The sequence below is a fragment of the Aeromicrobium sp. S22 genome (genome assembly GCF_009661045.1).
GTDB lineage: Bacteria > Actinomycetota > Actinomycetes > Propionibacteriales > Nocardioidaceae > Aeromicrobium > Aeromicrobium yanjiei.
Genome location: NZ_WJWV01000004.1, coordinates 14,008 through 27,324 on the forward strand (window position 1 = coordinate 14,008; position 13,317 = coordinate 27,324).

Here is a 13,317-nt window from a genome sequence, read left to right on the forward strand (position 1 = left end):
GCGATGAGCCGCAGCCAGCAGACGAGTGGCCGCTTCCTCGCGGTGCTGCGCACCCCCCTCGGCCTGGCCACGGCCGCGCTCACGGTGCTGATCCTCGCGCTGGCGGTCGTCGCCCCCATCCTGTGGAGCGATGCGGCCGGGGCGGTCGACACCGACGACATCCTCGCCGGACCGAGCGCAGATCACTGGGCGGGCACCGACAACCTCGGCCGCGACATCATCTACCGCACACTCGTCGCGACTCGGCTGTCGATCGAGCTCGCCCTCAGCGCCACCGCGATCGCGGTCGCGGTCGGCCTGGTGCTCGGCACCGCACCGCTCGTCCTCGGACGTCGTGCGGGCCGGGTGGTCGTCGCGGGCGTCAACATCGCGGTCGCCTTCCCCGGCCTGCTGCTCGCGCTGTTCTTCGCGGTGGTGTTCGGCATCGGCGCGACCGGCGCGGTGCTGGCCATCGGCATGGCCGGTGCGCCGTCGTTCGCCCGCCTCGTGCAGACCCTCGTCGCGGGGGTCGCGTCGCGTGACTACGTCGCGGCCGCCCGGATCGCGGGTGTCGGACGCTTCCGCGTGCTGCTGCGGCACGTGCTCCCCAACGTCGCCGAGCCCTTGATCGTCAACGCCACGATCGGCGCGGGCAATGCGCTGCTCGCATTCGCGGGGCTGTCCTTCCTCGGACTCGGCGTCCAGGCACCCGCGTACGACTGGGGCCGGCTCCTGTTCGACGGCGTGGGGTCGCTGTACGTCAATCCGGGCGCCGCGCTCGCTCCCGGGCTCGCGGTGCTGATCGCGGGTCTGGCCTTCAACCTGTTCGGCGAGTCGCTCGCGAAGGTCGTGGGCGTCTCGACGGGCGTCCCGCTCCCGGGGAGCCGTCGGCCCGTGCCGGCGCCGGTGCGCTCGGCGTCCGACCACGATCGCGTCGACCGGCCGAGGAGCGAGGACGATCTCGTGCTCGACGTCCGGGGTCTCGAGGTCGCGTTCCCCGGCCCGGCTGGTCCGGTTCGCCCGGTCCGGGGCGTCAGCTTCGGCGTGCGGCGCGGCGAGTCGGTCGGCATCGTGGGCGAGTCCGGCTCCGGCAAGTCGCTGACCGCGCTGGCCGTGTCACGCCTGATCGACGATCCGGGACGGGTCGAGGCCGATCGCGTCCGCTTCCTCGACGAGGACCTCCTGGGTCCCGACACGACGGCCCAGCGCCGGGTGCTGGGGACGTCGATGGCGATGGTGTTCCAGGACCCCATGACCTCGTTCAACCCGACCCGGCGGATCGGTGCCCAGCTCGCCGAGGTCTCCCGGCACCACCACGGCCTGGACAAGAAGCAGGCCCTCGCCCGTGCGGTCGACCGGCTCGCGGCGGTGCGCATCTCCGAGCCCGAGCGGCGGGCGCGCCAGTTCCCGCACGAGTTCTCCGGTGGGATGCGCCAGCGCGCGATGATCGGCATGGGCGTGATGGGCAGCCCTGCGCTGATCATCGCCGACGAGCCCACCACAGCCCTCGACGTGACGGTCCAGCAGCAGGTCCTGGACCTGCTCGCGGCGATCCGGCGGGACGACGACGTGGCGCTCGTGCTCATCAGCCACGACGTGACCGTGGTCGCCGACGTCTGTGACCGCGTGCTGGTGATGTACGCCGGCCAGATCGTGGAGGACCTGCCCGCCTCGGAGCTGACGACCGCGGCCCAGCACCCCTACACCCGTGCGCTCGTCGCCGCGGTGCCGTCGATGGACACGGACCTGGACGAGCCGCTGCCGGTGATCCCGGGACGCCCCGTGGACCCCGCCGACGTGCCGCCCGGGTGCCCGTACTCGGCCCGGTGCCCCCTCGCGACCGAGCGCTGCCTCACGGAGGACCCGCCGCTGCTGGCCCACGCGGCCGGGCGGGTCGCGTGCTGGCACGCCGGTGAGTCGATCGTGCTGGAGCCGACGAGGACGGACGTCCTGTGAGCGAGCTGCGATTCGAGGACGTGACGGTCCGCTACGGCGGGACGACCGCCGTGGACGGCGTCAGCCTGGTGGTGCCCTCGGGGGCGATCGTGGGTCTGGTGGGCGAGTCCGGCTCGGGCAAGTCGACCCTCGCCCGCGCAGCCGTCGGCCTGGCGCCGGTCGAGAGCGGCCGGATCCTGCTCGACGGAGAGCCCGTGCCCGTACGCGGTCGGCGCCGGCCCGTGCAGATGATCTTCCAGGACCCGTTCTCCTCCCTCGACCCGCGGATGAGCATCGGCGAGAGCGTCGCCGAGGCGGTGCCGCGGGGTGTGGGTCGCCGCGAGCGTCGCGCGGAGGTCGCGCGCCTGCTCGACCTGGTCCACATCGGCGCGGTCCGCTCCGACGCCCGGCCCTCCGAGATGTCCGGTGGCCAGCGCCAGCGGGTCGCCCTGGCCCGCGCCCTCGCGGCGCGCCCCGCGGTCGTCGTCGCGGACGAGATCACGTCCGCACTGGACGTCTCGATCCAGGGGACCGTGCTCAACCTGGTGCGCGAGCTCCAGGCCGAGCTGGGCCTGTCGATCCTGTTCATCTCCCACAACCTCGCGGTCGTGCGCTACGTCGCGGCGCAGGTGGCGGTCATGCACCGCGGAACGATCGTCGAGCAGGGCCCGACGGACCGGGTGCTCGCGACTCCCTCCCACGACTACACCCGCGACCTGCTGGCCGCGGTCCCCGGCCGAACCCGACGAAGGAGTCCTCAATGACCCGACGCATGCGCATCGACGACCTCACCGCCCTCGCGGTGCCGTCGCAGCCGGTCCTGTCACCTGACGGATCACAGGTCGCGTACGTCCTGCGGACCCTCGACACCCGGCACGACCGCAGCCACGACGAGCTGTGGATCGTGCCCACGTCCGGTGGCGGCCCCCGTCGGCTGACCGGCGGCCCGCAGGACTCGGTCCCGGTGTGGAGCCCGGACGGCTCACGGCTCGCGTTCCTGCGTGCCGGCCAGGTGCACCTGCTGGACGCCGGCGGCGGGGAGCCCGTGCCGTTGACGCAGCTCGCCGGCGGAGCCGGCGCGCCGGTGTGGAGCCCGGACGGAGAGCGGATCGCCTTCGCCGCCCCGGTCGACCCGACGGACGGCACCGGACCCCTCGTCGCAAGCCGCCTGGACTACCAGAGCGACGGCGCCGGCATGTACGGTCCGATCCGGCACCAGCTGCACGTCGTCGACCTCGGCTCGGGGGAGTGCCGCCAGGTCACCGACGGCCCCGAGCACGCGGGCCAGCCCGCCTGGGCACCCGACGGCCGGGCGCTCGCGTTCACCCGCCGGATCGGCGCCGACAGCGACCTGACCTTCCGCACCGCGGTGCACCTGCTGGACGTCGACGACCCGCGCGGCACCCCGCGGGTCGTCGGCTCCGACGCGGGCGTCGCGGGCACGGTCGCGTACGACCGCGACGGCCGGCACCTGCTCGTCGTGGGCCACCCGGGCGATCCGGTCGGCCACCAGCACCTGCTGCGCGTGCCGCTCGACGGGGGCGAGCCGGTCAGCCTCACCGCGGGGCTGGACCGCAACGTCATGCCGGGCGCAACCGCGTACCCGGGCGGCCGCCCGCAGCGCGACGACCGCGGCCGTCTCCTGTTCTGCCTGCGCGACCGAGGCTGCACGCACGTGTGGGCCCTCGACTACCCGGACGCTCCGGAGGGGCGGCCCGTGCTCGCGGGCGAGGACCGCGTCGTGTCCGGCCTGTCGGTCGTCGGCGGCACCGCGGTCGTCGCGCTCACCACCTCGACGTCGTACGGCGAGATAGTCGCCCTCGACCTCGCGACCGGCGAGGAGTCCGTGCTCACCGACCACGGCGCCTCCCTCGCGGGGGTCGAGCTGTTCAGCCCGGAACCGCGCTCGTTCTCGATCAGCGACGGGACGACGGTGCAGGGATGGCTGCTGCGCGACCACGAGCGGACCGGTCCCCGGCCCCTGCTGCTCGACGTGCACGGCGGCCCCCACAACGCGTGGAACGGTGCGGCCGACGAGATGCACGCGTACCACCAGGAGCTGGTCGCCCGCGGGTGGTCGGTGCTGCTGGTCAACCCGCGCGGCAGCGACGGCTACGGGGAGGCGTTCTTCGACGGGGTCAACGGCGCCTGGGGCGTGGCCGACGCGAGCGACTTCCTCGAGCCGATCGACGCGCTGGTCGCGGAGGGCCTCGTGGACCCGGACCGGCTCGCGGTCACGGGCTACAGCTACGGCGGCTTCATGACCGCCTGGCTCACCGGCAACGACGACCGGTTCAAGGCCGGCGTCGCGGGGGGCGTCGTGAGTGACCTGGTCAGCGAGTTCGGCACGGCGGACGACGGGATCTTCCTCAGCACGTACGAGCTCGGGGGCGCGCCGTGGGACGACCCGGAGCGCTATGCGGCGATGTCGCCGCTGAGCCACGTGACCAACGTGACGACGCCGACCCTCGTCCTGCACGGGCTCGCGGACCTGACCTGCCCCGTGGGCCAGGCGCAGCAGTGGCACAGCGCGCTGCGCTCACGAGGCGTGCCCACCGAGCTCGTCCTCTACCCGGGCGCCTCCCACGCGTTCATCCTGGTCGGGCCGCCGTCGCAGCGTCTCGACTACGCCCACCGGGTCGTGGACTGGGTCGAGCAGCACGTCGTCCGCGGGGGCCGGGCCCGCCTCGACGTGGCCCACTGGGAGCGGCGTCTGCGCGCGCTCGCGGACCGCTACGGCGTCCCCGGCGCCCAGCTCGGCATCCTGCGGCTCGACGAGGACGGCACGGAGGAGGTCGTGGTCGCGTCCCACGGCGTGCTCAACATCGACACCTGTGCGCCGGTGACGGAGGAGTCGATCTTCCAGATCGGCTCGATCACCAAGGTGTGGACCGCGACGGTCGTCATGCAGCTGGTCGACGAGGGTCTCGCCGATCTCGATGCGCCGGTCGTCGAGATCGTCCCGGACCTGCGGCTGTCCGATCCCGAGGTGACCAAGCAGGTCACCCTGCGCCACCTGCTCAACCACACGAGCGGCATCGACGGCGACGTGTTCACCGACACCGGCCGCGGCGACGACTGCCTCGAGAAGTACGTCGGGCTGCTCGGCGACGAGGCGCAGAACCATCCGCTCGGGGTCACCTGGTCGTACTGCAACTCCGGCTTCTCGGTGCTGGGGCTCGTCATCGAGCGGCTCACCGGTACGACCTGGGACCAGGCGCTGCGCGACCGGCTGTTCACGCCGCTCGGGATGCAGCGCGCGATCACGCTGCCCGAGGACGCACTGTTGCACGCCGCCGCGGTCGGCCACGTGACGGTCGACGGCCGCAAGCAGGTCGCCCCGATGTGGCAGCTGCCGCGCTCGATCGGCCCCGCGGGCCTGGTGACGGCGCGTGTCGCGGACGTCCTGGCGTTCGCCCGCATGCACATGCTGGGCGGGCTCGCCCCCGACGGGGAGCGGATCCTCAGCGAGGCGTCCGCTGCCGCGATGACCGCGCACCAGGCCGATCTCCCCGACAAGCACTCCCTCGGTGACTCGTGGGGCCTGGGCTGGATCCGCTTCGGCTGGGACGGTCAGCGCCTCTACGGCCACGACGGCAACACGATCGGCCAGTCCGCGTTCCTGCGCGTCCTGCCCGAGGCGGGCCTGGCCGTGAGCCTGCTGACCAACAGCGACGGCGCGCGTGACCTCTACGAGGCGCTGTACCGCGAGATCCTGGCCGACCTGGCCGGCGTGACGATGCCCCGCCCGATCGCTCCGCCCGAGCCACCGGTCGAGCACGACATCACCCCGTACGTCGGACGCTACGAGAGGTCGTCGGTGGTGATGGAGGTGCTGGTCGCCGACGGCGAGCCCCGCCTGCGGACCACGGTCGTCGGACCGCTCGCGGAGATGGTCGCGGACCCGGTCGACGAGCACGCCCTGGTGGCGTACGCCCCGAACATCTTCCTGACCAAGCCGCCGGAGGCCGAGACCTGGTTCCCGGTGACGTTCTTCGAGCTGCCGACGGGCGAGCGCTACCTGCACTTCGGTGTCCGCGCGACGCCGCGGGTCGGCTGATGGACCTCTCCGAGCTGGTGGCCGACACCCGCGAGATGGTCGAGTGCGAGTCGCCCTCGGCGGATCTCGACGCGGTGGCCCGGTCGGCCGAGGTCGTCGCACGGGTGGGCGAGCGCCGGCTGGGCGTGGCCCCCGAGCGGATCGTGCTCGAGGGGCGTACGCACCTGCGCTGGCGGCTCGGCACGGGGCCGTCGCGGGTGCTCCTGGTCGGCCACCACGACACGGTGTGGGCCATGGGCTCGCTCGCGAGCCATCCCTGCACGGTCGAGGGTGACGTCCTGCGCGGGCCCGGCTGCTTCGACATGAAGACGGGACTCGCGATGGCCTTCCACGCCGCCGCGGGCCAGGACGGCGTCACCGTGCTGGTCACGGGTGACGAGGAGCTCGGCTCGCCGTCGTCGCGTGGGCTGATCGAGCAGGAGGCCCGGCTCGCGGAGGCCGCACTCGTCCTGGAGGGCGCCGCACCCGGCGGCGCCCTGAAGTCCGAGCGCAAGGGCGTCTCGCTCTACGACGTGGCGGTGCACGGGCGGGCCGCCCACGCGGGGCTCGAGCCCGAGCGCGGGGTCAACGCGACCCTCGAGCTCGCGCACCAGGCGCTCGCGGTCGCGCTGCTCGGCGACACCGGCCTCGGGACCACCGTCACCCCCACCGCGGCGCGGGCGGGTCTCACGACCAACACGATCCCGGCCGACGGCGTCTTCGCGGTCGACGTCCGGGTCCGCAGCCTCGCCGAGCAGGACCGCGTCGACGCCGCAATGCGCTCGCTGGCCCCGGTGCTCGACGGTGCGACCACGCACGTGACGGGCGGCCCCAACAGACCGCCGCTGGAGCACGCCGCCTCCGCCGACCTGCTCGAACGGGTCCGGGCGATCGCCGAGCGGCTCGGACAGCCGGTCGTCCCCGCGGCCGCGGTCGGCGGAGCCTCCGACGGCAACTTCACCGCAGGGGTGGGCACCCCGACCCTCGACGGGCTCGGCGCGATCGGCGGCGGCGCCCACGCCGACGACGAGCACGTGCTCGTCGACCGCATCCTCGACCGGACCCAGCTGGTCCGTTCCCTCGTCGCCGAGCTCCTGGCGGCACCCACCACACTCGCCGGCTCGGCCCACTGGAGCCGACCATGACACCGCCGGAGAATCTCCGCAGGATGGATGACGTGACCACAGCCGCCCTTGACCCCCAGCTGGACGCTGATCGCACGGCCGACGCGGCAGCGTCCGCGGCCCGTGTGCTGATCCGCGAGGTCGTCGACCTCCCCGAGCTCGAGCAGGTGCTCGACCTGTACGCGCGCATCTGGGGGCGGGAGGCCAATCCGCCGCTGACCCTCGAGCTGTTGCGGGCGTTCACGAAGGCGGGCAACTACGTGGGCGGCGCCTTTGCGGCCGACGGTCGTCTCGTCGGCGCATGCGTGGGCTTCTTCCACGCTCCCGCCGACGACGCGCTGCACAGCCACATCGCGGGGGTCGACAGCACGATGGTCGACCGCCACGTGGGATTCGCCCTCAAGCTGCACCAACGTGCGTGGGCGCTCGGCCGGGGCGTCTCCGACGTCGCGTGGACGTTCGACCCGCTCGTGAGCCGCAATGCGTACTTCAACCTGGTCAAGCTCGCAGCACGCCCGGTCGAGTACCTGCCCAACTTCTACGGGCCCATGGACGACTCGATCAACGGGGCCGACGAGACCGACCGCCTGCTGGTGCGATGGAGCCTGACCGATCCCGCGGTCGAGCTGGCCTGCTCCGGGGGCGCCACCTCGTCCGTGGTCGCCGACGAGCTCGCCGCCGGTGCGCTCACGGCGCTCGGCATGGACGCGGACGGCGCCCCGGTGCGCGGGCGTCTTGACGGCGCGACCTCCCTGGTCGCCGTGCCGCGCGAGATCAGCCTGCTCCGAGCGTCCGATCCCGCGCTGGCCCGCAGGTGGCGGCTCGAGGTGCGCGACGTGCTGGGCGGGCTGCTGGCCGACGGAGCGCGCATCACGGGCTTCGACAAACAAGGCTGGTACGTCGTGAGGAGGGGGCTGTGAAGCTTACGGGTGTCGAGCTGATCCATGTCTCGATGCCGCTCGTCTCGCCGTTCCGCACCTCGTTCGGCACCCAGGTCACGCGTGACCTGCTGCTCCTGCGCGTCGTCACCGACGAGGGGGAGGGGTGGGGCGAGTGCGTGACGATGCCCGACCCGGTCTACTCCTCCGAGTACGTGGCCGGCGCCGCGGACGTGCTGCGCCGCTTCCTGATCCCCACCCTCGCCGCGTCCGGACCGCTCGACGCGTCCCGGGTCGCGACCGTGCTGGCACCGTTCAAGGGGCACCGGATGGCCAAGGCGGCGCTCGAGATGGGCGTCCTCGACGCCGAGCTGCGGGCCGAGGGCAGGTCGTTCGCGCGCGAGCTCGGGGCCGTCCACGACCGGGTCCCGTGCGGGGTCTCGGTCGGCATCATGGACAGCATCCCGGCCCTGCTCGACGCGGTGGGCGGCTACATCGACGAGGGTTATGTCCGGATCAAGCTCAAGATCGAGCCGGGCTGGGACGTCGCCCCGGTGCGCGCGGTGCGCGAGCGGTTCGGCGACGACGTGCTGCTGCAGGTCGACGCCAACACTGCCTACACGCTCGCGGACGCCCGGCACCTCGCCCGGCTCGATCCCTTCGACCTGCTCCTGATCGAGCAGCCGCTCGAGGAGGAGGACATCCTCGGGCACGCGTCCCTCGCGCAGCAGATCACCACCCCGGTCTGCCTCGACGAGTCGATCACCTCGGCGCAGTCCACCGCGGCCGCGATCCGGCTGGGTGCCTGCGCGGTGGTCAACATCAAGCCGGGGCGGGTCGGCGGATACCTGGAGGCCCGACGCATCCACGACGTGTGCGTCGCGCACGGTGTGCCGGTGTGGTGCGGAGGGATGCTCGAGACCGGGATCGGCCGGGCCGCGAACGTCGCGCTGGCCGCGCTGCCGGGCTTCACGATGCCCGGGGACACCTCGGCCTCGGACCGCTACTACCGCACCGACATCACCGAGCCGTTCGTCCTGGACGCCGGGACGTTGACCGTCCCCACCGGGCCGGGCATCGGTGTGCTGCCCGTGCCCGAGCTGCTGGCGGAGGTGACGACCCACACCGAGTGGGTCACGGTCTGACCCGAAGAGCCCTAGGGTCGTGAGCGTGAGCACCGAGACGACCGCATCCGGCAGCCGGCCCCGGCCGCGTGCAAGTCTTGCGCGGGTCGTGGACGATCTCGGCGCGACGCTGCTCGAGCTCGTGCACGGCGACACGAGCCGCAGCGACGACATCGGCGGGGTGGTGATCCACGACCCGGTCGACGCCCCCGTCCTGCCGCCGCGCGCGCTCGTCCTCGGCGTGGGCCTCGAGGACCCGGCCGCCATCGCCGCGCTGCTGGTCGAGCTGGGCCGGGGCGACGCGGCTGCACTCGTGGTGCGCGCACCCGTGCCCTTCACCGACGAGGTCCGCGCGGCAGCCGACACCTCACGGGTCGCGCTGCTCGGGCTGAGCCGGGGTGCGCCGTGGGCACACCTCGCGACGATGCTGCGCTCGGTCCTCGCGGAGGGCGACCTGGGCGGCGCAACTCCCGAGACGCTCGGCGGCCTGCCGTCCGGAGACCTGTTCGCGGTCGCCAACGCGATCTCGTCGCTGCTCGACGCGCCGGTCACGATCGAGGACCGCAGCTCGCGCGTGCTGGCGTTCTCCGGGCGCCAGGACGAGGCCGACCCGTCCCGTGTCGAGACGATCCTCGGCCGCCAGGTGCCCGAGCGCTACTCGCGGATCCTCAACGAGCGGGGCGTCTTCCGGGAGCTGCACCGCTCGGAGCAGCCGATCTACATGGAGGCCATGCCCGACGTCAACGAGGCGATCACGATGGCGCGGGTCGCAGTGGCGGTCCGGGCCGGCGACGAGGTGCTCGGCTCGATCTGGGCCGCGGTCCCCGGCCCCCTCAGCGACGAGCGCACCGCCGCGCTGCGGGACGCCGCGCAGCTGGTGGCACTGCACCTCCTGCGGGTCCGCGCGGGCGCCGACGTCGAGCGCCGGGTGCGCGCGGATCTCGTCGGGTCCGTGCTGGAGGGCGGCTCGGGTGCCCGCGACGCGCTGGAGCGGTTGGGCCTGGCCGACACGCAGCTGCTGGTGCTGGGCTTCACGGTCGCCGACCCGGGACCGGTCGACCGCACCGACCCGTCGGCGGCCCACGAGCGCCAGCGTCTCGGTGATGCGTTCGCGATGCACCTCAGCGCGGTCAACCCGCGCTCGGCGTCGGCGCTGTTCGACGGCGTCGCGTACGGGCTGGCGGCGGCGACCGGCTCACGCGAGGAGGCCGAGACGCGTGCGATGCGCATCGCCCACGACTTCCTCGGTCGCATCGGCGGGCGGCTGCGGCCCATCGTCGCGATCGGCCCGGTCGCGACCAACCTCTCGGACATCGTCCGGGCCCGGGCCACGACCGACCGGATCCTGCGGGTGCTGCGGGAGGGCCACGGGGGCAGACCCGTGGCGCGGCTCGTCGACGTGCAGACCGAGTCCCTGCTGATGGAGCTGCGCGACCTGACCATCGCGCGCGGCGAGCAGCTCACCGGCCCGCTGGCCCGCCTCGTCGCGTACGACCGCGAGCACGGTGGCAGCCTCGTGGAGACGCTGCAGGCCTGGCTCGACGCGTTCGGCGACGTGACGCGAGCCTCCGAGGCCCTGTTCGTGCACCCCAACACGTTCCGCTACCGGCTGCGCCGGGTCAAGGAGATCGGGGAGGTCGATCTCCTCGACCCGGCGCAACGGTTCGCCCTCACGCTGCAGCTGAGCCTGTGGCCCGGTCGCGCCTGAGCCCCTCACCGTCCCGTCGCGGTCGGCGAGGACCGCAGGAGATAGCGCGTCGGCAGCTCCACCGAGACCACGATCAGTCCCACGACCAGCGCCGCCGTCGCGGGGACCAGCCAGATCGGTGCCGAGGGCCACGGACGCCCGAGGAACCCGATGCCGAGGAAGACCAGCGGCAGCGCGGAGACCGCGAGCGCCGCCCCCACCGCGACCCCGGCGGCGATGAGTGACTCGCGCCTGGTGGTGCCGAGGACCTGGGCGCGAGTGGCGCCCGCGGTCCGCAGCGCGGCGATCTCGCCGCGCCGCTGGGTCGTGACCGCAACGATCCGGTTGGAGATCGTCAGGGCAAGGTAGCCGAGCAGCACCGCGATGGTCGCGACGTTGAGCAGCATCCCCTGCGCCGCGATCGACTCGTGGGAGTCCACGGTCGTCGTCTCGACTTCGAGTCCTGGCCGGGCGGTGGCGAGCGTCGCGAGGGACGCGCGGGCCTCCGACGTGTCGTCGGTGCGCACGAGCAGGCTGTGGTCGAGGCCGGACGTCGTGTGCTGCAGGGCGAGATCGCGGGACAGCACGACCGAGCCGAGACCGAGCTGCCGGTCGTAAACCGCGACGACGCGCGGCCGGACCTCGGTGCCGTCGCCGAGCGTGAGGCTGACGGTCCTGCCCACCTGCGCGTCGCGTGCGTCCGCCGCACCGGCGCCGACCGCGATCGTGTCGCCCTCGAGATCAGCCAGGCTGCCGCGCTGTACGTCGAGGTCCAGCACCCCCGGGGCCTCGGGGTCCAGCACCATCGCCGGCTCCGCCTCGACCTCGGTGTCGCCCAGCACCTCGTGCGGCCAGACGACCGAGGTCGTGGACATCGGTGCTGCCGCGCGTACGCCGTCCAGCTCGCGCACCTGCTCCGCGAGATCGGCCGGCACGCCGCCGAGCCCGTCGCCGGTGACCCGCAGCTCGGCCGTCGTGGCGTCCCGCACGCTGTCGGCGCTCGCCCGCACCAGCGTGGTCTGCGAGATCGCGTACGTCAGTGTGAAGATCATCAGCATCGCCGAGGCCGTGATGACCCCCGCGAAACGGGTCGTGAAGACCCGCATGTTGGTGACCGCGAGCCACGTGGGTGCCGAGACCCGGTCGGGGATCCGTCCGCCGACCGCGTCGCTGGCGCGTCGCAGGAGGGCGGGGGCGGCCACCGCGAGGCCGATCGCCGCGACGATGCCGGCGGTCGAGGTCATCGCGGCACCGATGTCGCTGACCAGGAGGACCGGTGCCGCGGACAGGCCCACGGCGCCGAGGAGCACGAGCAGGCCGATCCGCTCCCGGAGGCGCGACGGCACCCGGGCCTCGCTCGAGGACTCGACCATCGCGTCCACGGTCGGCATCCTCGACGGCCGCCAGGCGGCGGCACGTGCGGCCAGCTGGGCGACCACGACCATCGACACGACACCGGCAACGGCCGGCAGCGGACCGTACGTCAGGGGCAGCGACGGCGGCAGGATGTCGGTCGCCCGGAGCAGGCCGCCGAGCTGCCCTGCGAGCAGGTAGCCCAGGACGATGCCGGGGACCGCGGCGATCGCGGCCGTCGCGCTCGTCTCGCCCGCGACCAGGGTGCGGACCTGGCGGGGCGTCGCGCCGATCGAGCGCATCAGGGCGAGCGCCCGTCGCTGTCCGGCCACCGAGACGGTGACCGCACCGGTGACCACGAAGCCGACGAGCATCACCACGATGCCGCCCAGTGAGCCGGCGACCAGCAGCAGGGTGCCGCGCGCGGCCGTGACGTCCGGTGCCGCGGTGTCGCCCCGGTCGGCCCCGGTCGACACCTCGAGGCCCGAGCCGCGCAGCTGCTCGCGAACGGCGTCGGCGACGGTGTCGACCGAGCCCGGCGCGACGTCCAGGCCGACCAGGTCCGCGGTGGTCCCCGATCCGCCGGCCTCGCGGATCGCCGCGGCTGCGGCGTCGCTGAAGAACAGCTCGTCCCCGCCACCGTCGACGATTGCGGCCACGCGGTGCGTCCGCGCGGCACCTCCGGCGGTGGAGATCTCGACGTCGTCGCCGACCGAGACGTCGGCGGCCGCGGCTGCGGCCGAGCCCAGGGCGACCTGGTCCGTGCCGACGGGCGCGCTGCCGTCGGTGCTGTGGCGGCCCAGCAGCCGGACCGACGACCAGCCGTGACCGGCGGCCCGGGGGTCGTCGCTCGTGGCGACCGGGCCGTCGGCGGTGAGCAGCGCGGCGGGGAACGAGACGTCGCCGACGACGTGACGCACGCCCGGGACCTCGGCCAGACCGGCCGCGAGCTCGCGCGGGATCCGGTTGCGCTCGGGCAGGACGGCCGGGATGCTCTCGGGGGCGCTGACCGACTGGGGAGCGGTCACGACGATCTCGGCCCCGGCCAGGCGGCCGACGGGGGCGTGGGAGCGCAGACCCGACTCGGTGAGCACGCCGGTCGCGGTCACCAGGGCGGCGCCGCCGAGGGCTGCGCACGCGATCGCGACCAGCGAGGTGAGACGGTGGCGGGCCATGCGGATGGCGAGCTGGATCACGG

The 13,317-nt window shown here is 73.7% G+C and carries 8 protein-coding genes; 7 read left to right on the forward strand and 1 reads right to left on the reverse strand.

From position 1 onward, the window contains the following. The first annotated feature begins 3 nt into the window (after positions 1-3). From GEV27_RS16140 to GEV27_RS16170, 7 genes are read left to right on the forward strand one after another with little or no spacing between them, the layout of a single operon-like run. Positions 4-1,935 carry a dipeptide/oligopeptide/nickel ABC transporter permease/ATP-binding protein gene (locus GEV27_RS16140; RefSeq protein ID WP_153651897.1) on the forward strand — a complete coding sequence of 644 codons (1,932 nt, stop codon included), beginning with the start codon at positions 4-6 and terminating at the stop codon, positions 1,933-1,935. Continuing rightward, entirely contained in the window at positions 1,932-2,678 is a 747-nt protein-coding gene (locus tag GEV27_RS16145; protein WP_153651898.1) for an ABC transporter ATP-binding protein, read from the forward strand. The genes GEV27_RS16140 and GEV27_RS16145 overlap by 4 nt, the downstream gene beginning before the upstream one ends. Continuing rightward, positions 2,675-5,974 (forward strand): serine hydrolase, encoded by a 3,300-nt coding sequence (locus GEV27_RS16150; protein WP_153935089.1) that lies wholly within the window; start codon positions 2,675-2,677, stop codon positions 5,972-5,974. Before GEV27_RS16145 ends, GEV27_RS16150 begins: the two co-directional genes overlap by 4 nt. Further along, entirely contained in the window at positions 5,974-7,098 is a 1,125-nt protein-coding gene (locus GEV27_RS16155; protein ID WP_153651900.1) for a M20 family metallopeptidase, read from the forward strand. The genes GEV27_RS16150 and GEV27_RS16155 overlap by 1 nt, the downstream gene beginning before the upstream one ends. 32 nt (positions 7,099-7,130) lie before the next feature. Continuing rightward, complete coding sequence (locus GEV27_RS16160) at positions 7,131-7,997, forward strand: GNAT family N-acetyltransferase (RefSeq protein WP_309222321.1); 867 nt, start codon at positions 7,131-7,133, stop codon at positions 7,995-7,997. Further along, positions 7,994-9,100: an o-succinylbenzoate synthase gene (menC, locus tag GEV27_RS16165; protein ID WP_153651901.1), complete on the forward strand. Its 1,107-nt coding sequence runs from the start codon at positions 7,994-7,996 to the stop codon at positions 9,098-9,100. Before GEV27_RS16160 ends, menC begins: the two co-directional genes overlap by 4 nt. Before the next feature lie 25 nt (positions 9,101-9,125). Next, a complete protein-coding gene (locus GEV27_RS16170; RefSeq protein WP_309222322.1) occupies positions 9,126-10,787 on the forward strand; it encodes a helix-turn-helix domain-containing protein in 1,662 nt (553 codons plus the stop codon). Between the two features lie 5 nt (positions 10,788-10,792). Here GEV27_RS16170 and GEV27_RS16175 read toward each other — a convergent pair whose 3' ends face one another. Then, entirely contained in the window at positions 10,793-13,315 is a 2,523-nt protein-coding gene (locus tag GEV27_RS16175) for an ABC transporter permease (RefSeq protein WP_309222323.1), read from the reverse strand. Positions 13,316-13,317: the final 2 nt, after the last annotated feature.